The organism is Luteibacter sp. KNZ12-1A (assembly GCF_056755675.1).
Window position 1 is genome coordinate 1 of sequence record NZ_JBPGXU010000010.1, and the last position, 24,822, is coordinate 24,822.

22 protein-coding genes are annotated in these 24,822 nt (G+C 66.2%); 7 read left to right on the forward strand and 15 right to left on the reverse strand.

What is annotated here, in order from left to right:
• Window positions 1-181: 181 nt before the first annotated feature.
• The 9 genes from ACR9ZJ_RS04035 to ACR9ZJ_RS04075 form a co-directional block, all read right to left on the reverse strand.
• Window positions 182-1,429: a carbohydrate porin gene (locus ACR9ZJ_RS04035; RefSeq protein ID WP_481286953.1), complete on the reverse strand. Its 1,248-nt coding sequence runs from the start codon at window positions 1,427-1,429 to the stop codon at window positions 182-184.
• A gap of 210 nt (window positions 1,430-1,639) precedes the next feature.
• Complete coding sequence (locus ACR9ZJ_RS04040; RefSeq protein WP_481286954.1) at window positions 1,640-3,163, reverse strand: CoA-acylating methylmalonate-semialdehyde dehydrogenase; 1,524 nt, start codon at window positions 3,161-3,163, stop codon at window positions 1,640-1,642.
• A 26-nt stretch (window positions 3,164-3,189) separates the two neighbouring features.
• Window positions 3,190-3,987 carry a 5-deoxy-glucuronate isomerase gene (gene iolB, locus ACR9ZJ_RS04045; protein WP_481281461.1) on the reverse strand — a complete coding sequence of 266 codons (798 nt, stop codon included), beginning with the start codon at window positions 3,985-3,987 and terminating at the stop codon, window positions 3,190-3,192.
• Window positions 3,984-4,892: a myo-inosose-2 dehydratase gene (iolE, locus tag ACR9ZJ_RS04050; protein WP_481286955.1), complete on the reverse strand. Its 909-nt coding sequence runs from the start codon at window positions 4,890-4,892 to the stop codon at window positions 3,984-3,986. The genes iolB and iolE overlap by 4 nt, the downstream gene beginning before the upstream one ends.
• Window positions 4,889-6,772, reverse strand: a complete 1,884-nt coding sequence (gene iolD, locus ACR9ZJ_RS04055; protein WP_481286956.1) for a 3D-(3,5/4)-trihydroxycyclohexane-1,2-dione acylhydrolase (decyclizing) — start codon at window positions 6,770-6,772, stop codon at window positions 4,889-4,891. The genes iolE and iolD overlap by 4 nt, the downstream gene beginning before the upstream one ends.
• The gene (locus ACR9ZJ_RS04060) at window positions 6,769-8,736 is read right to left on the reverse strand and encodes a bifunctional 5-dehydro-2-deoxygluconokinase/5-dehydro-2-deoxyphosphogluconate aldolase (protein ID WP_481286957.1); all 1,968 of its coding nucleotides are present in this window, start codon (window positions 8,734-8,736) and stop codon (window positions 6,769-6,771) included. Before ACR9ZJ_RS04060 ends, iolD begins: the two co-directional genes overlap by 4 nt.
• A 13-nt stretch (window positions 8,737-8,749) precedes the next feature.
• Window positions 8,750-9,538 carry an ATP-binding cassette domain-containing protein gene (locus ACR9ZJ_RS04065; RefSeq protein WP_371022748.1) on the reverse strand — a complete coding sequence of 263 codons (789 nt, stop codon included), beginning with the start codon at window positions 9,536-9,538 and terminating at the stop codon, window positions 8,750-8,752.
• An 11-nt stretch (window positions 9,539-9,549) separates the two neighbouring features.
• Window positions 9,550-10,710: an ABC transporter permease gene (locus ACR9ZJ_RS04070; protein WP_481281457.1), complete on the reverse strand. Its 1,161-nt coding sequence runs from the start codon at window positions 10,708-10,710 to the stop codon at window positions 9,550-9,552.
• A gap of 19 nt (window positions 10,711-10,729) precedes the next feature.
• A complete protein-coding gene (locus ACR9ZJ_RS04075) occupies window positions 10,730-11,773 on the reverse strand; it encodes a sugar ABC transporter substrate-binding protein (protein WP_481281456.1) in 1,044 nt (347 codons plus the stop codon).
• Window positions 11,774-11,975: 202 nt separating this feature from the next.
• Here ACR9ZJ_RS04075 and ACR9ZJ_RS04080 point away from each other — a divergent pair, with 202 nt between their 5' ends.
• The 5 genes from ACR9ZJ_RS04080 (at window position 11,976) to ACR9ZJ_RS04100 (ending at window position 16,796) form a co-directional block, all read left to right on the forward strand.
• Window positions 11,976-12,842, forward strand: coding sequence for a MurR/RpiR family transcriptional regulator (locus tag ACR9ZJ_RS04080; RefSeq protein WP_448096469.1), 867 nt, complete (start codon window positions 11,976-11,978; stop codon window positions 12,840-12,842).
• The gene (gene iolG, locus ACR9ZJ_RS04085) at window positions 12,835-13,827 is read left to right on the forward strand and encodes an inositol 2-dehydrogenase (protein WP_481286958.1); all 993 of its coding nucleotides are present in this window, start codon (window positions 12,835-12,837) and stop codon (window positions 13,825-13,827) included. Before ACR9ZJ_RS04080 ends, iolG begins: the two co-directional genes overlap by 8 nt.
• A gap of 2 nt (window positions 13,828-13,829) precedes the next feature.
• Window positions 13,830-14,846, forward strand: a complete 1,017-nt coding sequence (locus tag ACR9ZJ_RS04090) for a Gfo/Idh/MocA family oxidoreductase (RefSeq protein ID WP_481286959.1) — start codon at window positions 13,830-13,832, stop codon at window positions 14,844-14,846.
• A gap of 294 nt (window positions 14,847-15,140) precedes the next feature.
• Window positions 15,141-16,373 carry an MFS transporter gene (locus ACR9ZJ_RS04095; protein WP_481281453.1) on the forward strand — a complete coding sequence of 411 codons (1,233 nt, stop codon included), beginning with the start codon at window positions 15,141-15,143 and terminating at the stop codon, window positions 16,371-16,373.
• A 30-nt stretch (window positions 16,374-16,403) separates the two neighbouring features.
• Window positions 16,404-16,796 (forward strand): hypothetical protein, encoded by a 393-nt coding sequence (locus ACR9ZJ_RS04100; protein ID WP_481281452.1) that lies wholly within the window; start codon window positions 16,404-16,406, stop codon window positions 16,794-16,796.
• Window positions 16,797-16,846: 50 nt separating this feature from the next.
• On the opposite strand, the gene ACR9ZJ_RS04105 is transcribed toward ACR9ZJ_RS04100, so the two are convergent.
• A complete protein-coding gene (locus tag ACR9ZJ_RS04105; RefSeq protein WP_481281451.1) occupies window positions 16,847-17,608 on the reverse strand; it encodes a carboxylesterase family protein in 762 nt (253 codons plus the stop codon).
• A gap of 244 nt (window positions 17,609-17,852) precedes the next feature.
• Window positions 17,853-19,274, reverse strand: a complete 1,422-nt coding sequence (cls, locus tag ACR9ZJ_RS04110) for a cardiolipin synthase (RefSeq protein ID WP_481281450.1) — start codon at window positions 19,272-19,274, stop codon at window positions 17,853-17,855.
• A 116-nt stretch (window positions 19,275-19,390) separates the two neighbouring features.
• On the opposite strand from cls, the gene ACR9ZJ_RS04115 reads away from it, so the two are divergent.
• Window positions 19,391-20,575 (forward strand): MFS transporter, encoded by a 1,185-nt coding sequence (locus tag ACR9ZJ_RS04115; RefSeq protein WP_481286960.1) that lies wholly within the window; start codon window positions 19,391-19,393, stop codon window positions 20,573-20,575.
• A gap of 10 nt (window positions 20,576-20,585) precedes the next feature.
• Here ACR9ZJ_RS04115 and ACR9ZJ_RS04120 read toward each other — a convergent pair whose 3' ends face one another.
• Both ACR9ZJ_RS04120 and ACR9ZJ_RS04125 read right to left on the reverse strand, forming a co-directional pair.
• The gene (locus ACR9ZJ_RS04120) at window positions 20,586-21,980 is read right to left on the reverse strand and encodes an FAD/NAD(P)-binding protein (protein ID WP_481286961.1); all 1,395 of its coding nucleotides are present in this window, start codon (window positions 21,978-21,980) and stop codon (window positions 20,586-20,588) included.
• A gap of 46 nt (window positions 21,981-22,026) precedes the next feature.
• A complete protein-coding gene (locus ACR9ZJ_RS04125; RefSeq protein ID WP_481281447.1) occupies window positions 22,027-22,605 on the reverse strand; it encodes a cysteine dioxygenase in 579 nt (192 codons plus the stop codon).
• Window positions 22,606-22,766: 161 nt separating this feature from the next.
• Between ACR9ZJ_RS04125 and ACR9ZJ_RS04130 the strand changes: the two genes are divergently transcribed.
• Window positions 22,767-23,051, forward strand: coding sequence for a hypothetical protein (locus tag ACR9ZJ_RS04130; RefSeq protein WP_481281446.1), 285 nt, complete (start codon window positions 22,767-22,769; stop codon window positions 23,049-23,051).
• Window positions 23,052-23,057: 6 nt separating this feature from the next.
• Here ACR9ZJ_RS04130 and ACR9ZJ_RS04135 read toward each other — a convergent pair whose 3' ends face one another.
• Window positions 23,058-23,729, reverse strand: a complete 672-nt coding sequence (locus ACR9ZJ_RS04135; protein ID WP_481286962.1) for an energy transducer TonB — start codon at window positions 23,727-23,729, stop codon at window positions 23,058-23,060.
• Window positions 23,730-23,896: 167 nt separating this feature from the next.
• Window positions 23,897-24,724 carry a universal stress protein gene (locus ACR9ZJ_RS04140; protein ID WP_481286963.1) on the reverse strand — a complete coding sequence of 276 codons (828 nt, stop codon included), beginning with the start codon at window positions 24,722-24,724 and terminating at the stop codon, window positions 23,897-23,899.
• Window positions 24,725-24,822 lie beyond the last annotated feature (98 nt).

Consider the following 24,822-nt stretch of genomic DNA (forward strand, 5'->3'; position numbering starts at 1 on the left):
GCTCCCACATGAACCCCGTGAGGGAATCGCTGTTGAGGGGGCTCCTCGTGAACCTCGCAATCCATGGCCGCGGGGCTCCATGTGGGAGCCGCTTCAGCGGCGATAACGGGAAACGAAGAAGGCCCGGGTTTCCCCGGGCCTTCCCACTTCCAGCAAACGTCTCGACAGATGAGCGCGTCGCTTAGAACGCCACGCTCGTCTTCAGGCCCAGCACGAATGCGTCGTCGTTCTGCTTGCTGCCGCCCGGATCCTTGATGTACTGAAGGTTCGGGCGGATCGCGATCGAGGGAATCGGCGACCAGCTGTAGAACACTTCGGCCACCTTCTCGTAGCCGTCGTTGACGATGCCTTCCTGGCCCGGATGCGTCGCGTTGAACAGGCGCTGGTTCTTCGCGGCGTAACCGTTGGCGTGCGAACCACCGAGCGCCGCGCCGACGAAGTCGTTCGGGCGATCGAAGATGCCCTTGTACTCCACGCCGAGCGCGATCTGGTTGTTCGTCGCCGAGGTGGCATGATCGGCCGACGTGACATTCAGGAACACGGTGGCGCCCTTGCCACCGGCTTCACCGGTCACCTGCTGCTGGAACGTGATCCACGCACCCTTGCGCGAATCGTGCTGCAACGGATCGCCGCCGGCGATCGCCAACGGCTGGCGATCTTCGTTCAGGTACAGGTCGTCGCCTTTGGAAGTGTTGTACCAGACGCCCGCGCGGTACGAACCCGGCAGGCCGTTCACCATCGGCTTCCAACCGAACTCCAGCGGAATGAGCGCGCCGGTGGTGCCGCTCGGGAAGTTCGGCTTCAAGCCGTTGTGGCGCTGGTACGAATCGTCGACGTACTTCGGATTCATCTGGTACGCGGCGATCTGCACGAAGGTGTCCTTCGTGGTGTCCAGCTTCAGCACCGTGGCCCACTGGCTGGTCGGCCAGTTGACCCAGTAGTCGCCCACGATGTTACCCGGCTGCGCACCGCAGAACGTCAGGTTCTGGAAGTCGCACGAGAACTGGTTGATGTCCTCGCCGACCGGCAGGCGGCCGATCTTCCAGGTCAGGCGGTCGTTGAAGAATTTCTGCTCCAGCGAGAACACCGTCAGGTGCCAGGTCTGACCGCGTCCGTACACTTCCTGGATCAGCTGGTTGTTGCCGATGTTCGCGTCGGCACCGATGTTGCGGCCGTTACGATCGGTGATGACGATCTTGAACGTGGCTCCGGTCCAGCCCCACAGCTTCTGCAGGTCGAACGCGCTGCCGAACTTCCACTGGTCGGTATAGCGGGTGATGTTGCGATCGCCGCCGGAATAGTTGTGCGCGGCTTCGAAACCGTAACCGAAGTCGAACGAGATGCCCTTGTCTTCGAGACGCGTGCGTTCACCGCCCCAATCGCCGAACAGGTATTTGCTGCTCGCCATGGGGCTGGGGTCGGACCTCATCGAATCATCTTGCGCGTGTGCCGCGGTGGCGCCGAACGCGAGGCACGCGAGCACCAGTCCGGCAAGGGGACGCTTTTTGAATTGATTGCGCATGTACCCTTCTCCCTGAATAAAAATTATGCTTTTTCGTACTTGGCTTTTGATTATCTAAGTTGCAACGCACAATGTTCCCCATGCGTTCAACCGCCGCATCATAGTGTTTTTGTCGTACTAATGGGTGGGCATCGCAAATTCGGCGCCAGCGCTTTCATCGTGGTTCAGCCAACGCTGTGTAACGGCCTTCTGTCTTGTGTAAAAGCGCACGGATTCCGGGCCGTGGGCGTGGTGGTCTCCCATCAGGCTCTTCTTCCATCCACCGAAACTATGGAAGGCCATCGGTACCGGAATGGGAACGTTGATGCCGATCATCCCTACCTGGACACGGTGCGCGAACTCCCGAGCCACTTGTCCGTCACGCGTGAAGATCGCGGTACCGTTGCCGAATTCGTGTTCATCCACGAGCTTCAACGCGCTGGCGAAATCGGGAACGCGTACCACGCACAGCACGGGCCCGAATATCTCTTCCTTGTAGATGCGCATGGACGGCGTCACGCGATCGAACAACGTGCCGCCGACGAAGAAGCCCTGCTCGCAGCCGGCGACCTGGTAGCCGCGCCCGTCGACGACGAGCTCGGCACCCGATGCCACGCCATCGTCGATATAGCCGGTGATGCGGTCGCGATGAACGCCGGTGACGACGGGGCCCATCTCCACCTTTTCGTCCATGCCATTGCCGATGCGCAGCGCCCTCACGCGCGGCGCGAGCTTCGCGACCAGCGCGTCGGCCGTCGCTTCGCCGACGGCGACGGCGACCGAGATCGCCATGCAGCGTTCGCCCGCCGCGCCATAGCCGGCGCCCATCAAGGCATCGGCGGTCTTGTCCAGGTCGGCGTCGGGCATGACGATCATATGGTTCTTCGCGCCACCCAATGCTTGTACGCGCTTGCCCTTCGCGCAACCGCGCGCATAGATGTATTCCGCGATCGGGGTGGAGCCGACGAAGCTTACCGCGCGAACGAGATCGTGATCCAGCAGCGCGTCCACCGCGGTCTTGTCGCCATGAACCACGTTGAACACGCCGTCGGGCAAGCCGGCTTCCTTGAGCAGCTTCGCCAGTTCGACGGCAAGCGACGGATCGCGTTCGGACGGCTTGAGTACGAAGGTGTTTCCGCAGGCCACCGCCATGGGGAACATCCACATCGGGACCATCGCGGGAAAGTTGAATGGCGTAATGCCGGCGCAGACACCGAGGGCCTGGCGCATCGTCCACGCATCGATGCCATTGGCGATCTGCTCGGTGTATTCACCCTTGAGCAACTCGGGTATGCCGCACGCGTACTCCACCACCTCGAGGCCGCGCACGAGTTCGCCCTTGGCATCGGAGAGCACCTTGCCATGCTCGGCGACGATCACGCGGGCGAGCCGGTCCATGTCGCGCTCGATCATCTCCTTGAAGCGGAACATGACGCGGGCGCGCTTGAGCGGCGGTGTCTGCGACCACGCGGGGAAGGCGGCATGCGCGGCGCGCACGGCGGCGTCGACATCGGCGACGGAAGCGAGATCCACCTCGGCGGCGGGAACGCCGCGTGCCGGATCGTAGACGGGCGCGGAGCCCGCGGGCGTACCAGCGTAGGGTTTGCCGGCGATGAAGTGGCCGATGCGGGGAAGGGCGTTGCTGGAAGGCTGGGCGGACATGTCTTGGTTACTCCGATCGCGGCGCGTCAACGCGCGATCATCCATTCGTGGGCGGGATCGTTGCGAAAATGCCATTCACGGCGGGGGCCGGCCATCACGTTGAGGTAGTAGCCCCGGTAGCCGTGTGGCATCACCACGGGGTGATAGCCGCGCGGCACCATGACCACGTCGTGGTCGCCCACGGCCATCGACTCGTCGATGTCGCGGGTGTCGGTGTAGACGCGCTGGAAGGCGAATCCCTGTGGCGGGTCGATGCGGTGGTAGTAGGTTTCCTCGAGCACGCTTTCTTCCGGCAGCGCGTCGGTGTCGTGCTTGTGTGGCGGATAGCTCGACGAGTGACCGGCGGGCGTGAGCACCTCGACGACCAGCAGCGATTCGGCGGGTTCGGTTTCCGGCAGGATGTCGCACACGTACCGCGTGTTCGATCCGCTGCCGCGCACCGAGCGCTTCATCGATTCCGGTGCGAGCAGCCGTGCTTCCAGTCGTCCCGAGGCGGGTGCCGAGGCGATGGCTAGTTCGGCGTCGGTCCTCGCGGTGACGCTGAATACCGACGATGGAGGGGCGTACACGGCATGTGGCGAGCGATCCTCGAAGACGCTCGCACGGCCGCCGAGGCTTTCCCATGCGTGCGTTCCGACACGGACGTCGACAGTCCCGGTCAGCACGACAAGGCATCCTTCGCGATCGGATGGCAGCGCGATCTCCGTGTGTTGCCCCGCGGGGAGCCGGCGCGCCTCGAAGCCGACATGTTTCCAGTGTGCGGTCTGTGGCGTCACCTTGACGATGGCTTCGCCCGTGGGCATGGCTTTGACGAGCAGGCTCATGCGACCTCCTTCACCGGTTCCCGGTCGAGCAACCCACGCAGGGTGTCGTAACCCTTCTTCGCGAAGGCATGGCTGGGAGCCACCGCCGGGTCCTGTTCGGCCTCGACGACCAGCCATCCCTTGTAGCCATGCGCCTTCAGCCTGCCCACGATCGCGGCGAAGTCGATCACGCCGTCACCGGGAACGGTGAACGCGCCGTTGAGCACGGATTCGAGGAAGGTCCATTGGCGGTTGCGTGCGAGGCGAACGATGCCGGGACGTACGTCCTTGCAATGGACATGGCAGATGCGGGCGATATGCCGATCCAGCACGGCCAGCGGGTCGCCGCCGCCGAAGTAGGTGTGGCCGCTGTCGAACAACAGCCCGACGTCCTCTCCCGTATGCGCCATGAGCTGGTCGATATCGTCGGGCGACTCGACATAGGCACCCATGTGATGGTGATAAGCCAGGCGGACGCCTTGCGACAGGGTGAAGCGGGCGAATTCCGTCACCTTCTCGCCATAGCGTTTCCAATCGTCTTCGCCACGGAAGCGTGGACGCTTGTACAACGGCACTGGCTCGCCCTGGATGGCATGGGCCACTTCGCCATACACCATGACCTTGCAACCGTTCTCGGCCAGCAGGCGAAGATGCCTGGCGACGGCGGCCGTTTCTTCTTTCGCGGAGCGTTCGCCCAGCCGGCCCGAATACCAGCCCGAGACGACATCGAGACCGTAGCCCGCCATCAACTCCCGCAGTGCCGCCGGTTCTTTCGGAAACTTGTTGCCGAGTTCGAAGCCCTCGTAGCCGATGGCCTTGCCTTCCGTGAGGGCGGTGGACAACGGTATCTCCCCGCCCAGCGATGGCAGGTCGTCGTTGCTCCAGGAGATCGGATTGATGCCGATGCGGATGGGATCGTTCTTCATGCTGGCGTGATCCTGGCCTTGCGGCCCACGATGGCGGTCTCGTAGCCCGCGCGCGCTTCGCGCACGGCGTCCCGCGTGGAAACTTCCGGCACCGCCACGTCCCACCACACGCCTCCCTCGTCGGTCGTGCGTGTGTGGTCGGTGTCGATGCTGATGAGGTAGGTGCGGTCGGCGGCGCGTGCGCGCTCCATGGCGGCCTCGAGCCCGGCGATGCCGGGCACGTGCTCGGCGATCGCGCCCAGACTGCGGGCGTGGGCCGCGAAGTCGATGCCGGGCGCGCCGTGGCGGCCCTGCACGCAGTCCTCGAACATGTTGTTGAACGGTGCGCTGCCGGTCGCTTGCTGCAGCCGGTTGATGCAACCGTAACCGCGATTGTCCAGCAGCACGATGATGAGCTTCGCGTCGAGCATCACGGAGGTCGCGATCTCCGAGTTCATCATGAGGTAGCTGCCGTCGCCCACCATCACGATGACCTCGCGGTCGGGGTGGGCCAGCTTCACGCCCAGGCCACCGGCGATCTCGTAGCCCATGCACGAATAGCCGTATTCCATGTGGTAGCCGCCGGGCGTTTCGGTACGCCAGAGCTTTTCCAGTTCGGCGGGCAGGGTGCCGGCGGCGCAGACCACGATGTCGTCCATGGCGGAGCGCGACGACGAACGCTGCACGGCGCCGATCACTTCGCCGTCGTATGGCAGGCGTCCGGCCGGCGGCTCACGCTGGCCGGTGATGCGCGAGACGATGTCCACCCATTCCCTGGCCGCCTCGCGGGCGCGCGTCGTCCAGGCCTCCGGTGCCGCCCAGTCCTCGAGCCCGAAGCTGATGTCGTCGAGAACCTGTGCCGCATCGCCGATCGCCTCCAGCCCGTTGCCCTTGAGTGCGTCGAAGCTGTTCACGTTCACCGAAAGAATCGGCACGTGGCGGAACAGGGCGTTCGAGCCCGTGGTGAAATCCTGCAGCCGCGTTCCCACGGCGATGATCAGGTCCGCCTCGCGGAGCAAGGCGTTCGCGGCGGTCGATCCGCTGACCCCGGCCGGACCGAGGTGCAACGGGTGGTTCCACGGCAAGGCGCCCTTGCCCGCCTGCGTCTCGCAGACAGGGACGCCATGCTTGTCCGCGAAGTTGAGCAGCGCCGGCGTGGCCTTGGCGTAGAGGGCGCCACCGCCGGCAATGATCACCGGGCGCTCGGCGACCTCGATCGCGTCGAGCGCGGCCATCAGCTCGTCGTCGGTGGGTTGCGGGGCGCGGAAGACGATCTCGCGCGGCTCGAAGAACGACAACGGATAGTCATAAGCTTCCGCTTGCACGTCCTGGGGCAGGGCGAGCGTGACCGGTCCGCACAGCGCGGGATCGGTCAACACGCGGATGGCGCGGGGGAGGGCGGTCAGCAATTGCTCCGGCCGGACGATGCGATCGAAGTAACGCGACACGGGCCGGAAGCAGTCGTTGACCGAGACCGTGCCGTCGGAGAAGTCCTCCAGCTGTTGCAACACGGGATCGGGCTCGCGCGAGACGAAGATATCGCCGGGCAACAGGAGCACGGGCAGGCGGTTCACATGGGCCAGCGCGGCGGCCGTGACGAGATTGGTCGCGCCCGGGCCGATCGACGTGGTGACGGCCATCATGCGCCGGCGCATGTTCACCTTGGCGTAGGCGATCGCGGCATGCGCCATCGCCTGCTCGTTGTGCGCGCGAAGCGTCGGCAATTCCCCGCGCACGCCATACAGCGCTTCGCCCATGCCGGCCACGTTGCCGTGGCCGAAAATGGCGAACACGCCGCTGAACAGCGGCACGGAGTCCTCCTGGTCGGCATCGCGCCCGCGCAGCGCCGAGAGGTAACGGACCAGCGCCTGCGCGCAGGTGAGGCGGATCGTCTCGCTCATGCGGCGGCGCCTTCCTTCAACGTTTCGGGACTGCGCCGGCCGTCGCGCCACAGGGCGATCATGCGTTCGAAGGCGGCGCGGGCCTGGGCGACGAGGGCGGCATCGTCGATGCTTCCGGCGAGCCATGCCTTGGCCGGCTCGGCGAAGATCGTGCGGCCCACGGCGAAGCCCCGGCAGGTGGCGCTGTCGGCGGCGTCGGCGAAGCCGGCCGCCAGGGTTTCGGCCGGCGCGTTGAGCCCGAGCAGGAGCACGCCCCGGCAATGCGGATCGCGCTCGTGGATCAGTGCATCGATCGCGGGCCACGCTTCGCGGCGCGGCGGGCAGAGCTTCCACCATTCCGGCTTGATGCCCAGGTTGTAGATACGCTTCAGCGAACGCAGCACGAGTTCGTCGCGTTCCGCCTGGCCCTTGCAACCCGGCGGGATCACTTCCAGGAGCAACTCATGACCACTGATCTTCGCCGCGTCGTACAGCGAGCGAAGCTGGGTTTCCTGCTCCACGCGGTCCATGGGATTCGCATCCGGATCGAACGCGACCAGGCACTTGATGACGTGCTCGCGCGGCCAGGCGACCAGCTGGCTGCCGATGGAGCGGCCGCGTTCCAGTTCCAGCGGATTCGAACCGGAGACCTCGACAGGCCGGCCGATCCACCAACCACGGCCCGTCGCGGCATTGAGTGCGTCCTGTCCGTAGCGGTCGTCTGCCAGCAGGCCGACGTGGCCCTGGAGTTTTCCGGCCCGTTCCGTGGCGGCGACGGCTTCCACCAGCAATTCCTTGAGGCGCGGTATGCGCGCCTCGTCGCCACCGACCTGCCTGGCCAGTTCGAAGAACGGCACGCGATGGTCGAAGGCGAACACGTAGAGTTCGTCCCACGCTTTTCGAGGCACGGCCGCGCGATGAAGGTGGGACAGTTCGGCGTCGAGGTCCGGCCGGCGGATGCCGCCTTCGCGTTGGAGGAAGGCGTCGAGTTCCGCGCGTCCGGGCATGGCCGGCGCGCAACCGTGGCGGGACACCACGATCGCGCCGCAGGCGTTGGCGAAGGCACAGGAACGCTCGATCGATTCGTCGCGCAGCCAGCCGGCGAGGAAGCCGGAGAGGAAGGCGTCGCCGGCACCGAGCACGTTGAGCACCTCCACGCGGCTGCCGCGATAGGTGGGCGCATCGTCGATCACCGAAGGGATCGCGCCTTCGATCACGCTGCAACCCAGCGGCCCACGCTTGACCACGAGGGTGGCCGCGCTGATGCCGCGCACGGCACGCAACGCGGCGAGCAGGTCTTCGCTGCCACCGGCGATGTGGAATTCCTCCTCCGTGCCTACGATCACGTCGAAGCCGGGGAGGATGGCTTGCAGGTGGCTGGTGACATGGTCGGCGGCGACGAATCGCGTTTCGCCTTCACCCCGCCCGGTGAGGCCCCAGAGCACGGGGCGATAGTCGATATCGAGCACGGTGCGCACGTCGTGCTTGCGGGCCAGTTCGATGGCGCGCGTGCTCGCGGCGTGGACGCCGGGTTCGGAGAAATGCGTTCCCGTGATGGCGAGGGCGCGGCACGAGGCGATGAAGGTCTCGTCGATATCCCCGGCGGTCAACGCCATGTCCGCGCAGTTCTCGCGGTAGAACAACAGGGGGAACGTCTCGCGATCCTTGATGCCGAGGATCGCCAGCGCGGTCAGGCGATCGGGGTCGATCCGGACCTGGCTCACGTCGCAGCCTTCCGCATCGAGCGTCTCGGTCAGGAAGCGGCCCATGTGGTCGTCGCCCACGCGCGAGAGCATGGCCGAGCGCAAGCCCAGCCTCGCGGTGCCGAAGGCCACGTTGGCCGACGAGCCGCCAAGGTACTTGGCGAAGCTGGTCACGTCCTCCAGGCGGGCGCCGATCTGCTGGGCGTAGAGATCCACCGCGAGCCTGCCGAGGCAGGCGACGTCGATGGGGCGGGAGGAGGAGCGGGGAAGGGGACTACGCATAGGGGTTCCGTGTTCAGGCCGCGCGGCCTTCCAGTTCATCGACCAGGCTCTGGATCTCGGTGCCGCCGGCCATCATGTCGAGCACTTCTTCCTTCGTGATGTCGCTCTTGGCGAAGGTACCCATGGATTGGCCGCGGTTGAGCAGCGTGAAGCTGTCCGCGATGGGATAGGCGTGGTGCACGTTATGGGTGATGAAGATCACCGAGATGCCACGCTCGCGCGCGTTGTGGATCAGCTTGAGGACGTTGCAGGACTGCTTCACGCCGAGTGCGGCGGTGGGCTCGTCCAGGATCAGCACCTTCGCGCCGAAGTGGATCGCGCGGGCGATCGCCAGGCATTGCCGTTCGCCGCCGGACATCGTGCCCACCGGCTGGCTCGCGTCGCGGACGCGGATGCCCATCTCGGCGAGCTTGTCGCGGGCGGTCTCGTTGGCGTAGTTCATGTCGATGACCGGGATGACGCCGAACATCTTGCGGCGTGGTTCGCGGCCGGCGAAGAAGTTGCGCGCCACGCTCATCAGCGGGACCAGGGCGAGATCCTGGTAAACCGTCGCGATGCCACGGTCCAGCGCTTCGCGGGGCGAGTTGAAGCGGACTTCCTCGCCGTCGACGCGGTATGCGCCGGAGCTGGGCTGGTGCACGCCGGCCAGGGTCTTGATCAGGGTGGACTTGCCCGCGCCGTTGTCGCCGAGCAGGCAGTGCACCTCGCCACGCTTCAGGCGCAGCGTGACACCCTGGAGGGCGATCACGGTACCGAAATACTTGCTGACGTTGTCGAGCTCGAGGATGTAATCGTCGGCCATGGTGGCGCTCCTCACTTCGTCGCCGCGGCGCGGCTGCGGATGTAGTGGTTGAACAGCACCGCCAGCAGCAACATGCCGCCCAGGAACACGCGGTACCAATCGGAATCGATATTGGTGTACGAGATGCCGATCTGCACGACGCCGAAGATCAGCGCGCCGAAGCAGGCGCCGATCACCGAGCCGAAGCCGCCGGTGAGCAGCGTGCCGCCGATGACCACGGCGATGATCGCCTCGAATTCCTTTTGCAGGCCGCGATCGGCCGCGGCGGAGCCGACGTCGGCCACCTGGAGCACGCCGAACAGGCAGGCACAGAACGCGGTGAGGACGAACAGCGAGATCTTCACGCGGCGCACGGGTACGCCGACGTTCTTCGCGGCGTTCGCATCGCCACCGACCGTATAGATCCAGTTGCCGAAGCGCGTACGGGCGAGCACGAAGCCGGCGGCGATCGCCATCACGATCCACCAGACCAGCACCTTGGGCAGGCCCGCCACGACCGGATCGCCACTGGGCAGCTTCTCGATCAGGTTCATTCCGGCGAGCGCGCTGAACAGCCAGTGCAGGGTGGTGCCCTGGAACAGGGCGGAGACGACGGGGTCGTCGGTGAACTTGTCGCCGATGCCGCTGACGATCGTGCTGTTGGCGAAGCCGGTGGAAAGGACCAGGGTCAGGCCACGCAGGATGAACATGAAGGCCAGCGTGACGATGAACGACGGCAACTTCGTGCGAACCACGAGGTAGCCGTTCAACGCGCCGAGCGCCATGGAGCCGGCGAAGGCAAAAATCACCGACGCCCACAGCGGCCAACCCAGGTACATGGGCGGGATGGCCACCATGACGCCGGCGAATCCGATCATCGAACCCATCGACAGGTCGAATTCGCCGGCGATCATCAGCAGGCAGGCACCGACGGCGATGATGCCGAGGTAGCCCGCCACCTGCGCCCAGTTGATCACGCCATCGAGCGCGAACATGCCCGAGCCGCCGGCGAAGATGCCGAAGAAGACGAAGACGAGCACGGTGCCCGCGATGGACCCGAGTTCGGGCCGGTCGAGGAGGATGCGCCACGGGGATATCTTCCGTACGCGTTCGTCCGTGGATGCCGCTTCTTCCGGCGCTTTCGCGCGGTTGCTATGGATCATGTTCGTGACGCTCTCGTTGATGGCGCTCATGGACTTCTGCTCCTGCCGGTCAGCGGTACTGGCCGGCGTACTTCTCTACGGTGGCGACGTTGTCCTTGGTGACGAAGGCGGGTCCCGAACTGACGCCGGTGGCGGTGTAGACGGGCTTCAGGTCGTACTGTTTCAGGCGCGCCTGGAACTTCGGGTTGGCCTTCAGCGCGGCGATGATCTTGGCCGGGTCCTTGGTGTTCTGGTCGTGCGCGATCACCAGGGCGGCGATGCCCATGTAGCCTTGCAGGTAGGGCTGCTGGTCGATGGCGTACTGGATCGTGCCGGACTTGATGCCGTTGATGATCGCGGGCGAAAGATCGAACGTGCCGAAGTTGATCTTGCCGGCCAGGTGCATGTCCTGGACCACCTTGATCGCCGGCTCGGCCGCATTGGGGCCCAGCGCGAGGATGGCCTGCGTCTTGGGGTTGCTGCGCAGGTAGGCGCTGAGCTTGCTGGCGACCACGGTCGGGTCCATGCCCGTGTCGATCATCGAGGTCTTGCGCCAGTCCTTCAGTCCGATGGCATCGGCGAAGCCCTGGCAGCGCTCGAACGAGGCGTTGTTGGTGGCGTAGTGGTTCACGCAGACGAAGCTGGTGACGCCGGCGGCCTTGGCTCGCTCGCCGGCGGCCTTGCCCGCGTCGTATTCACCCTGGCCCACATGCATGATCGCGCCGAGCTTCTTGCTCTCGTCGGGCGTGCCGGAGTTGATCGTGACGATGGGGATGCCCTTGGCGGCGACCTTCGCGGCCGGGGCCTTCAGCACCGCGTAGCTGGCGATGTCGAAGGACACGCCCTTGTAGTTGCGGGCGGCCGCCGATTCGAGCTGGCGCGCCATTTCACTCAGGTCGCCGTTGCCGGACCCGCGATAGTCGACGTCGACACCGAAATCCTCGCCCGCCTGCTTGATCGAGTTCTTGATGGTGTTCCACCAGGAATCGGAGTCGGCGGCGTGGGTAACGAGAACGTAACGATCGCCGGGAGCCGCCTGCGAGGCGGGGGCGGCAAGGCCAAGACCGAGGGCTAGGGCTGCCGCCAACGAGGCGTGGAACAGTTTGGATCGCATAGTGCCTCCACAGGTGACCGGCTTTGCGGTCGGATGGATGGATATCGAAGTGCGATGCGGCCTCGCGGCCGCTGTTTTGCCGAAAGCGGGTCGAGCATGGACCCCCTGTTCCACGGTTGCAATTTGCATTGCAGCAAAAAAATAAATGGAAAATATGTTCCATCGCGTGCTTCAATGCGGCCGGTCCCCGATGGAGCCGTCCATGGCCAAACGCAGCGAAGCCGATGCACTCATGCAGCGCATCGCGGAGGAATTCGAAGCCCTGCCACGCCAGCTGCAGGGGGTCGCCCGTTACCTTGAGGAACATCGCAGTTCGATCATGGTCCAGCGCGTCGGCGAGATCGCCGAAGGCTGTGGCGTGCACGCTTCCGCGGTGGTTCGTTTCGCGCAGCGCTTCGGTTATTCCGGTTTTTCGGAAATGCAGGCGGTGTTCCGCGATGCGTGGACGGCGCAATCCGCGCCCTCGCGCAGCTACCAGCAGCGCATCCGCAGCGTCATCAAGGGCCGTGCCGGCGGCATGCCGGCCGTGGAGATCGCGTCGCGTTTCATCGACGCCAGCCGGGCCGGGCTCGACGAACTCGCCGAGGAGCTGGACGAGACCCGGTTCCAGAAGGCGGTGGACATGCTCGCCGCGGCGGAAAACATCTACGTGATCGGCGTGCGCCGTTCGTTCGCCATCGCGACCTACATCGCCTATGCGTTGCAGCACACGCAGAAGCGCGTGCACCTGGTCAGTGGCCTCGGCGGCATGTTCCGCGAGCAGCTGCGCAGCATCGGCAAGGGCGACGCGCTGATCGCCATCAGCTTTCCCCCGTTCGGCAAGGAAACCCTTTACGCCATGCGGGTGGCCCAGCAACACCGGGCGGGCGTGCTCGGCATCACCGAGAGCGATCTCGGACCGCTGGCGCGGCATTCGGACGTGCTGCTCAAGGTGAAAGAGGGAAGCGCGTTCGCATTCCGCGGCCTCACCAGCACCATGTGCCTGTGCCAGGCGCTGTTCGTCGCGCTGGCCTACAAACTCGAACTCACTGTCGAAGAAACGATTCCCCGAGGAGAATACGATGATTGAAGTTGCCGTTTTCGGTGCCGGTCGCATCGGCAAGATCCACGCGGGCAATGTCGCCCGCCATCCGGAGGCGCGACTGCGCTACGTGGTCGACGTGCATGCACCCTCGGCGCAGGAACTTGCGGACAAGCACGGCGCGAAGGTCGCCGGTGTCGACGAGGCATTGAACGATCCCGCCGTGGGCGCCGTGGTGATCGGGTCGAGCACCGACACCCATGCCGACCTCATCCATCGTGCGGCCGCCGCCGGCAAGGCGATCTTCTGCGAGAAGCCGGTGGACCTCGATGTCGAACGCGCACGTTCGTGCCAGGCCGCCGTGGAAAAGGCCGGCGTCGTCTGCATGATCGCTTTCCAGCGCCGCTTCGACCCCACCTTCTCGTCACTGAAGAAGCGCCTCGACGATGGCGAGGTGGGTACGCCGGAGTTGCTGATCGTCACCAGCCGCGATCCGGGCGCGCCGCCGGTCAGCTACATCAAGAGCTCGGGCGGCATCTTCAAGGACATGCTCATCCACGATTTCGATATTTTCCGCTGGATCCTCGCCGACGAAGCCGTCAGCGTGCACGCCACCGGGAGCTGCCTGACCGATCCGGCGATCCAGGAGGCCGGCGACATCGATACCACCGCCGTCACCATTCGTACCAAGAGCGGCAGGCTCTGTCAGATCAATACATCGCGCCGTGCGGCCTATGGCTATGACCAGCGTTTCGAGGTGCTTGGCAGCAAGGGCATGCTGCAGGCGGGTAACGTCTCGCCGACCCAGGTCGTGTCGCATACGTCGAAGAACATCGCCCATGACCTTCCGGAGCACTTCTTCCTGGAGCGCTACCGCGAAGCGTATGCCGCCGAGATCGCCCATTTCTTCGACGCCCTGGCCGGTGGCACGCCCGTGCGCACGACCATCGCCGATGGCATCAAGGCATTGGAACTGGCCGAGGCCGCCGCGCGTTCGTGGCGCGAAGGCAAGGCCGTCGAGGTGAGCATCTGACCATGAGCAAGCTTCGTATCGGCCTGGCCGGCCTGGGGCGGCTCGGCCAGCGCTACGCCGAAAATCTCGCCCGCGCCGTCCCGCGCGCCGAGCTCGCCGCCGTGTGCAGCCCCGTCGAGGCCGAACGCGAATGGGCGCGTGGCAGCCTCGGTATCGAGACGATCCATCACTCGTACGAGGAGATGCTCGCCGATCCGTCCCTGGACGCGGTATTCCTCGTCACGCCGACTTCGTTGCATGCGGCGCAGATCGAGCAGGCACTGGACGCCGGCAAGCACGTGTTCTGCGAGAAGCCGCTATCGCTCGACCTGGAAGACTGCCGTCGCGCCGCCGCGCACGCCGCGAACGCGGGCAAGCGAGCCATGGTCGGCTTCGTCCGCCGCTTCGACGAGAGCTATCGCCACGCCTTCATGCATATCGAGGGCGGCGGCATTGGCCGGCCGTTCCTGGTCTACTCGCAGACGACGGATCTCGCCGACCCGAGCGGCGCGTTCCTGAAGTTCGCGCCGACCAGCGGTGGCATCTTCCTCGACTGCAGTGTGCACGACATCGACCTCGCCCGCTGGCTGCTCGGCCGGCCGAAGGCGATCAAGGTCTACTCCACGGGCACGGTGGCGATGTATCCGCCGCTTGAAGCCATGGGCGACGTCGACAACGGAATCGCCATCGTCGAGTTCGAAGGCGGTCGCATGGCCATGTTCTACGCCTCGCGCACGCAGGCGCATGGGCACGATACGCACACCGACGTCACCGGCACAGCCGGCAGGGTGAGCATCGGGCGCAACCCGCGCGCCGACCGCGTGGAGATCGCCGATGCGAACGGCGTGCGCAATTCGGTCGTTCCCTCGTTCTACGAGCGATTCGCGCCGGCGTTCGTGACCCAGGCGAAGCACTTCGTCGACGCGGTGCTCGACGACGCGCCGTTCGAACTGACCATGGACGACGCGGTGGAGGCGACACGCATCGCCGTCGCGTTGCGCGAATCGCTGCAAAGCGGCCAACCCGTGGAACTGGGCTGATCCTGCCCTGGTGGGAAGCCGACCTGCGGCAGATGGCCTCGACCCGGTAGGAACCGACTTGCTAAGGATGGCCTCGACCAGGTGGGAACCGACTTGCTAAGGATGGCCTCGACTTGGTGGGAGCCGACTTTGTCGGCGATCCCGCGGCAGCGGGCCAGTGTCGGCAAGCACCCATCGCCGACAGGGTCGGCTCCCACCAGGCTGCGGCTTCTCCAGGCCGCGGTTTCTCCTTTCAAATGGCCGCATGGCGAGTCATGACGCACTGCAACAACGGCGCGCTATAATCCTCGGGCCATGTCTCTGCCTTCCCTCGTCCCCCATCGCGGACGGCGTTTCGCCGTCACGGCCCGGATTCTTTCCGCGGTCGTTTTTTCCTTCGTCTGCTACCTCTGCATCGGCATTCCGCTCGCCGTCCTGCCTGGATTCGCGCATCTCGACCTGGGTTATTCGACGATCGTCGCCGGGCTGGCGGTCAGCGCGCAGTATCTTGCGACGCTGCTGAGCCGCCCGCACGCGGGGCGCATGGCCGATGCGATGGGACCGAAGCGGACCGTGGTCGCCGGCCTCATCGTCCTGGCCATCTCCGGGCTGTTCCTCGCACTGGCGGCGCTGGTGCCGAAGATACCCGTGCTTTCGCTGACGCTGATCCTTCTCAGCCGCCTCGGCCTCGGATTCGCCGAAAGCTGGGTGAGTACCGGGTCGATCACCTGGGGTATCGGCGGCATCGGTGGCGAGCACACCGCACGGGTGATTTCCTGGAACGGCATCGCCACCTACGGCGGTATCGCGCTGGGCGCCCCCCTGGGCGTGACCTTGGCGCGAGACCATGGCTTCATCTCGCTGGGCATCCTGACCTTCGCGCTGGGCCTCGTCGCCCTGCCGCTGGCGCTGGCGAAGGCCCGCGTGGCGCCGAGCCATGGCGAGCGCCTGCCGTTCAAGAGCGTGCTATCGCGTGTCATGCCCTATGGCGCGGGCCTGGCGTTGGCGTCCATAGGTTTCGGTTCGCTCTCGACCTTCGTGGCCCTTTACTACGCCAGCCGCGGCTGGGCCGATGCCGCGCTGTCTCTGTCGATCTTCGGTGGTTGCTTCATCGGCATCCGGCTGGTCTTCGGCAACGCCATCGACCGCTTCGGCGGCTACCGCGTGGCGATCGCTTCGCTGTTCGTCGAATGCCTCGGCCTGCTCCTGCTCTGGCAGGGGACGACGCCGCACGCCGCCCTTGCCGGGGCCGCACTCACGGGCGCGGGTTTCGCCCTGGTGTTTCCGGCGCTCGGCGTCGAGGCCGTCGGCCGGGTCAGCACGCACAATCGCGGCGCCGCCCTGGGTGCCTATTCGGTGTTCCTCGATGTGGCGCTGGGCCTGACCGGTCCGATCGGCGGCTGGGTCGCAGGCCTTTACGATTACCCCGCGATCTTCCTGCTGGCGGGATTCGCCGCGCTGGCGGCGATGCTCCTGGCCACCTCCCTCTACCTGCGTTTCGGCCGCGATAGAAACGTACGCGATAACCAGGCGGACGCGCGGGCATAATGCGCTTCCGGTTCCCCTAGAGTTCTTCGCATGCCATACGATCGCAGTTGGACGGGCTTCGGCATCGTCGGTGCCCTGGAAACGGGCGCCATCGCGCTGGTCGTCGGCATCGTCGTCTTCGGGTTGCTGCATGCCTTCGGCAAGGGCAATGGCTGGAGCGACGGTAAACAGCTTGCCATCGCCTACGTGTTCGCCGTGGTACTGGGCGCCGGACAGGACGTGTGGGACCTCTTCTACTTCAACATGGCGCCGCTGCAATCGCTCACCTTGTTGAAGCTGAAACTCGCCGCCGTGCACGACCCCGATGCCATCGGGCTGCGCGTCTTCTTCGAGTTCGTCGGCGCCCTGGTGGGGGTATGCATCGGCTGGCTGGTATTCGCCGGCGGGCTGAAGAAGCTGTCCGCCAGCATGCGCAGTTCCTGATAACACCAATGTGAGGATCACCTTGGCGTGAGCCGGCCTTGGTGATTCCCTTATCGGGTGTGGCTGAACATCCAGGCCCACAGGTCCGGCGTCGCATAGGCCTTTTCCCATGAGCCGTGGTTCACGCCGGGGAATTCGCTGTACTTCACCTCCGCCCCACGCTTGACCAGAGCCGCGTTCATCTTGCGCGACTGCTCGGTGGGCACGACGTTGTCGTCGCCGCCGTGGAAGATCCACACCGGCAGCTTGCCGATCTTCTCCGCCACCCAGGTGAAGGGATCGTCGCCCTTCGGTGCCCCGTGCACATGGAGCGCCCGCTCGTCGCTCAACGCGCTGACGCCGCCGCAGATGATGGCCGCCGCGGCGAACGTGTCGGGATGATCCACGGCAAGTTGCCAGGAACCGTAACCGCCCATGGAGAGGCCGGTGAGATAGAGACGCTTACGGTCGCCATGAAACTCCTTCACACTTTTCTCGAGCGCGGCCATCGCCATGTCGGCATCGGCCGGATCGGTCCATTCCGTGTCGTCTGGCGCCTGGGGAATCACCACCACCGCCGGGAAATCCATGTGCTGCTTCAGCCAGGGCGGCAGGCCTTGCGACATCTGCTTCTGATTGTCGTCGCCCCGCTCGCCGCTGCCGTGGAGGAACAGCACCACGGCCGGATGCTCCTTGATGTCCGCAGGCACGAATACCTGGTAGCGATAGGTCTTGCCATGGACATCGACGGAGCGCTCGACGAAACGTGCGGGGGCGGCGAAACCCGCCGTGCTGGCGATGGCGGCGGTGAGGAAGGCGAGGGTGCGAAGCATCGTGGCGGTTTCCTGGGGACAGGTAGCCGAGTCAAGCGGAGTAACGGGCGTATCGCAAGGCTCGGGGGTGCCCCGGTGGGAGCCGACCTGCCGGACCCTGGTGGGAGCCTACCCTGGTGGGAGCCGACCCTGTCGGCGATGGGTGCTTGCCGCAGCCTGGCCCGCTGCCGCGGGATCGCCGACAAGATCGGCTCCCACCAGGGTAGGCGCCAACAGGGCTTTTTCCGGGAATGCGGGAAGAGAACTACAGGATGGGATCGAACAGGCGGGCGACATGCAGCGCCACGCGGCGGAAGTACGACAAGCGCCGGTAGTCGTTCTGATTCACTTCCTCGCTGTTGGCGAAGTCCATTGCCAGCATGGCCTCCACCTCGGTGGCGAAAGCCTCGTCCACGTTCAGTGCGGCGATCTCGAAGTTCAGCCGGAAGCTGCGGTTGTCCAGGTTCATGCTGCCGACCACCGCGGTGTCGTCATCGATGAGCATCACCTTCTGGTGCACGAAGCCCGGCTGGTAACGGAACATGCGAACGCCCGCCAGGGTCGCCTCGTGCGCATAGAGCGTGGAGGCCATGAAGACCGTGCGATGGTCGGGCCGGCAAGGAATGAGGATGCGCACGTCCACGCCACGGAAGACGGCCAGGCGCAATGCGCCGAACACGGCCTGGTCGGGCACGAAATACGGCGTGGTGATCCATACGCGTTTTCTTGCGGCATGGATGGCCTGCGTGAAGAACAGCGAGCAACTCTCCTGGCGGTCGGCCGGGCCGGTGGCGACGATGAGGCTCGCCGCGCGGCCGCATCGCTCCGGTGGCGGCGACGATGGCGGACGTTCGCCGGTGACCCAGTACCAGTCCTCGGCGAACACGCGTTGCAGGTCGGCCACCGCGGGACCCTCGATCTCCATGTGCGTGTCGCGCCAGGGAGATAGCGGTGGCTTCGCGCCGAGGTATTCGTCGCCCGCATTGAGGCCGCCGACGAAGCCACGGACGCCGTCCACGACGAGTACCTTGCGGTGATTGCGAAAATTCAGCTGGAAACGGTTCCGCCAGCGCCGCGTGGCGAAGCGGTGCACGTGCACGCCGCCGGCGCGCAAGCGTTCCACGTAGCTGTCGGGAAGCGCATGGCTGCCGATGCTGTCGTACAGCACGCATACCTCCACGCCCGCGGCCGCACGCTCCAGCAGCGCGTCGCTCAGCCGGCGGCCCAGTACGTCGTCATGGATGATGAAGAACTGCAGGAGCACGTAACGCTCCGCTCGGGCGATGGCGGCGAACATGGCGGCGAAGGTCGCCTCGCCGTCGACATGCAGGAATAGCGCGTTGCCACCGTGCATGGAGGTATTCAGCATCTTTCCGATGGCGTCGTACCGGATGTCGTGGATAGGCGCGGCTTGCGGCAGCACGCCGGGCCGCGCGGGATGCGCGGCTTCCTCGTGGAGCATGAAGAAGCGTGCCTGGCGCTGCCGGTGCAGGTCCACGTAGCCGCCGAAGTGGCTCGCGCCCAGGAACAGGTATGGCACCAGGGTGACGTAGGGCAGGAGCACCAGTCCGAGCACCCAGGCGAACGCGCCTTGCGCCGTCCGGGTGTGCATCACCGCGTGCATGGCGGCGAACACGCCGGCGACGTGCAGGCAGAGCGCCGCAATGGCGACCAGGGTGGCGATCATGCGCGGGCGGTCTCCACTCTCAAGTTTTCGGCAACAGTGTTTGGCGCCAGGAGGAGTATTTGCATAGGGGCCGGGGCGGGAGAATGCACGTTATCGCTTTCCATCGAGCCTATCCTATGAATCGTCCTTCGTCCCGTCTGCCCTTGCTGGCCCTGGCCGTGGCGGCCTTCGCGATCGGAACCACCGAGTTCGTCATCATGGGCCTGCTGCCTGAGGTGGCCGCCGATCTCCGGGTAAGCATCCCCTCGGCCGGCATGCTCGTTTCGGGCTATGCCCTGGGCGTGGCGGTGGGCGCGCCCCTGCTCGCGGCGCTGACCGCCAAGCTGGAGCGCAAGCGTGCGCTGCTCCTGCTGATGGGCCTGTTCATCCTCGGCAACCTGTTGTGCGCCATCGCGCCGAATTACGACGTGCTGATGGTGGCACGCGTGGTGGCGGCGTTCTGCCATGGATCGTTCTTCGGCATCGGCGCCATCGTGGCCGCACATCTCGTGCCGGCCAACCAGCGCGCGCGTGCGATATCCCTCATGTTCGCCGGACTCACCCTGGCCAACGTGTTGGGCGTGCCGTTCGGTACCTTCCTCGGCCAATGGGCTGGTTGGCGGGCGACCTTCTGGGCGGTGACCGGATTGGGCGTGGCCGCGTCGCTGGCTGTCGCGCGGTTCGTGCCGGCCTTGCCCCACCTGAAGGCGCCGCACATGGGCCGGGAACTGCGCGTGCTGCGTGAGCCGCAGGTGCTGCTTGCGCTGGGCATGACCGTGCTGGGCTTCGGTGGCGTATTCACGGTCTTCACCTACATCGCACCGATCCTGCAGGAGCAGTCGCACATCGATCCGCACTGGACCGGTGCCGTGCTGGTGCTGTTCGGCCTCGGCACCACGATCGGCAACATCCTGGGTGGGCGGCTTGCGGACTGGAAGCTGATGCCGTCGCTGATGGGCATCCTGGTGCTGCTGACCTCGCTGCTGGTGATCTTCGCCTGGACGATGCATTCGGCCGTGGCGGCGGTCGTCACCGTCTTCGTCTGGGGCATCGCGGCCTTCGCCACCGTGGCGCCGTTGCAATCGCGCGTGGTGCACGTGGCGGGCGACGCGCCCAACCTCGCCTCGACGCTCAACATCGCCGCGTTCAATCTCGGCAATGCGGGCGGTGCATGGCTGGGCGGTGCCGTGCTGGCCGCGGGCTACGCCATGCCGGTGGTGAGCCTGGCCGGCGCCGCGGTCACGGTGGCGGGCTTGCTGGCCACGATGGCCAGCGTCGCGCTCGAACGGCGCGCCGTATCCCTCGCCGCGGGGTGCGCCTGACCTCCCGCCGTTATCGGGAGGCGACGCGCTCCATCTTCTCGGCCAGCAGCATGTTGGCCAGGCTCTGGGCCTGCTTGCGGATCTCGGGAATCGCCGTGGATTCCCAGAGGGCGCCACGCAGAAGGCTGCCGATCGCGAAGAGGTTCGGGCGCGGCTTGCCGTCGCCGTCGAGCAGGTGGCCGTCGGGCAGGGCGGAGAAGCCGAGTCCGAGCGGATCGGGGGTGACCAGGCCATCGAGCACCAACTGGCGCACCAGGTGGTGTTCGGTGCGCTGCGTGTCGGTGTTGAGTCCCACCGTCTGGATGACGATGTCGTAGGAGTCGGTGGAATCGCCCCCACCCGGCAATCCATGCACCACCGCGAGCGAGCCATCGTCCGACAGCTGCACGGAGCGCATGCGCCCGCGGCCACGGGTGAAACGGCCCTCCGCCTCAAGCTTGGCGATGGTGGCGGCGACCTGGGGCGGCATGCGATGGCGTGCGCGCTCCCATGCCCAGCGGGCATGACGAAGGAAACGCGCCCGCTCGGCCCGCGGCAGGTCGTGCCATAGCGATTGCGTATGCGGGCGCATGCCGTCGATCACGGTGCGCCAGTCTTCGGCGCTGGCGGTCGTCTCGCGCAGGCGGCGCAGCCAGACGCGGATGTTGACGTCGTCGCGCATCGACTCGATCAGTTCTCCGCCATCGTCGTTGGGGGCGGAAGCGGCGGCGAGGTGCGGCTCAGGCAGCTTGCCGTGGCGTGACAGCGCGTCGAAATGCGCGTTCGGCCAGCGAGCGGACAGCTCCAGCAGGACGTCGACGGCGGTAAGGCCCAGACCGATGACCAGGACGCGCAAGGGGCGATCGTCGCTCCCGGCGGAAACCAGGAACGGCCAGGGGTCGGTGATATAGCGCCCGCTCGCGATCGCGGCGTCTTCCACGCCCGGCAACGGGCGCGGCGGGAGCGAACCGATGGCCAGCACGGCCGCCTCGGCCTGCGTCTCTCCATCCCCATAGCCGATGGTGACGCCGTGAGCCGAGGGCACCACGGATTCCGCGGCGAACGGCAACACGTTCACGTCGTGGCCGAACGAACCCGCGTTCTTCACGGCGTCCTCGACGCGCGACTGCAGGAAATCGCCGTACATCCGGCGCGGCAGGAAGTCCGAGCCCTTCACCGAAGGGTCCAGGGCCTGGGCGTACTCCAGGAAACCGCCGGGCTTGCTGACGAACATGCCCATCGAGGCGGCGCGCACATTGAGCAGGTGCCGTTCCGACGGCGTGCCATAGGCGACACCGCGGCCGGCCTCCCGGCCGCCCGTATACCAGTCGAGGTGAAGCGGGCGCTGCGTGCGCCGCTCCAGCAATTCGCTCACCAGCGTCGCCGCTGCTGCGCCACCGCCGATGATGGCGACTTTATGAAACATGTATGGGTCCTTCGCCCGATGGCTGGGGTGGAGGGCCGTGAGACCGTCAGGCCGTCAGGCGTCCCGCGATGATCGATTGCCTCGGTCGTGCGATCCAGTGTCCGGAGGGACCGGGCTGCTCGTACGCGAGATACTGTGCCAGATCGCCACCGTACACGTGAAGCGTGAGCGCCGTGTCGTGCCGCGACAAATTGCGGCAGCGGTGCGTCTGGCTTTCCGTGGCGTCGAACCAGGTGGCATCGCCTGGACCGAGCCAGGTGCGGCCGCTGCTGCGCAGCGAATGATCGGTGTCGTCCTTGATGAAGGATTCCACCTCGAGCGCGCCGGCGATCGTAGCTTCCAGGCCCCATAGTCCACCGTGGTCGTGCACCGGCGTGGCATAGCCCGGAGGCCACGCCATGACCAGCATGCTGACCGGCGGACGCGCGCGCTCGGCGAGCATCCAGCGCTCGAAGCCGCGCCGGCGCTCGCGCAGGGGACCCAGCATGGCGGCCAGGTCGGCGCTGCGACCGTGGAGGACACTACCGATCTCCCGCCCCATCGAGGCGAGGTCCGGATGCTCGGCGTCCGAGAGGTCGAACGCGATGTCCCGCAAGGTCCTGATGATGGAAGAACGCTTACCCATGGACGGGCTGCCCGCTAAATCAACTGGCGGGAAGTGGAGCATGTGGGCCGTTAAACGGTCGTAACCTCCGTCTTTCGCGATCCGCTTAAACTCTTTGCCCGGAGGCCGCATCCAAGCCCTGACCGCCCCGTGGGCGGCCACCTGTCCTCGGAGCAAACGCCATGATCGTCCTCACTTCGCTCGTCGTCCTTGCCGTCGCCTTCTGGCTGGTCTTCGCCTTTGTCGGGATCGTCCTGAAGGTGGTTTTCGGCATCATCGGTGGCGTGTTCAGCATCGTCGGCAGCATCCTCGGTGCCGTGGTCGGCGGCGTGGTGATGCTGGCCATGGCGCCGGTGGTCGCCCTCGCCTTGCTGCCGGTCCTCCTGCCGGTGGCCTTGCTGGCCCTCATCGTCTGGGCGATCGCCCGCGCCACGCGCAAGCCCGATGTCGTGGTGATGCCGCGCTGAGCCGCCCTAGATGTCGCGGAGGTTGAAGGTCACCGGGATTCGCGCCCAGGCGCGCACCGGCTGACCGTTCGCCTTTGCCGGCTGGAATCGCCAGCGCGCCAGGACCTGTTCGCGTGCCGCCTTGTCGAGCACGGGATGCCCGCTGCTGTTCTCCACGATCACGTCGACAGGCTTGCCTGCCTCGTCGACCAGGACACGCAGCGTCACGGTGCCCTGCATGTGGCCCGCCATCGCCACGCGGGGGTAGGCAGGAGCCGGCGCCGACACGTAGGCCAGGGTGGCTTCCACCGGAGCCGACGGAGTGGCGGGCACGGTGACCGGCGTGATGTCCAACGCCGCCGGTGGCGTCACCTGCGCGCTGCCTTCATCGGTCGGGACAGGTTGTGCCGTGGCTGGCGGCACCCGCACCGGCGTGGGTCGGGCGTGGGGCTGTTCTACCCGTTTCGCCGGCAAGGGCTTCAGGTCGATCGGTGGCGGGGGAACGACTTTCGGTTCCGCGGGATGATCGATAAGACGAATCGTCGGTGCCGAGGATGGCGCGAACGATATCGTCGCCACCATCGGCCGCATCACGGCGATCAGCGCGGCGGCGTTGAGGGCGATCGCGGCACTCATGGCCACGATACGGACGGTATCCGGATGCACTCCGGTGGAGAATTGCGGACGAGCGAACGACATGAGCCACCTCCTGCAACGTGGGGGAAGGTGATGCGCGGTCGGGAACACGGCCGGTGGGGACCGGCGGGGATCGTGTTCAGGTCCGATGGCAGGTTAGGCTGGCTTCGAAAGAATTTGCAATAGGGCCGTCCGGACGGCTATTCCGTCAGCGGTGACCGACATGCGGGCTAGTGCGCGACGAGCATCGGCACGTCCGATTGCATGAAAAGGAAGCGCGTGGTGCCGCCCAGTACCATTTCCGATAGTCGCGAACGGCCCCAGGCTCCCATGACGATGAGGTCGGCCTGTTCCGCGTGAGCGATGTCCAGCAAGGCCGGGCCGGGAGCGGCGAGTGCCGCCTCGTCGAGCCGCCGGACTTCCGCCTTCACTCCATGCGTGTCCAGCCAGCCGCAGATATCGGTATCGGGCAGGGCGCATGTGCCGATGTCTTCGTCGCGGCTGCCGTCGATGACGGTCACCCTCGTCGCCTTGCGTAGCAACGGAAGCGAGGAACGCACGGCCAGCGCGGACTCGCGGCTGCCACTCCACGCCACCAGCACGTGCTCGCCCAGGGTCGCGACCGGTGATGCCTCCGGCACCACGAGGACGCCGCGGCTGGACGCGAAGACGGTTCGCGAGACGACGCCGAAGCCTACCGGTGCGTCGCCGCGCATCGTGGAGGAGCGCTCCATGACGATGAGGTCGTAGCCCGCCGAGGCATGCGCGAGCAGGGTGACCGTATCGCCGTTGCCGACACGCCAGTTCCCGTGGAGATGGTGTGAGGCGAGCAGGGCGGCCCAATCGCCGGCCACCGCCCGTGCGTCCGTCGACCGCTGGCGCACGGCGTCCAGTTGCATGGGCACGGCCTCGGGCACGGTGAATGCCGCCGCCGGAAGGTCCACCACGTACAGGGCGTCCAGGCGCGCGCCGAGCCGCGAGGCCATGGCCAGCGCGGCACGCAAGCCCGAGCCCTGGGGGGGCAGCCGGCCGATATGCGCGAGCAGTTCGTAGGTCATGGCCCATGGAACAACGGAGAGCGTGCCGCGGTCAATGACCGCTGCGCCTCTACCGGGGCGTCGCATCGGTTACCCTCGACCGGTACAGACCACATCAG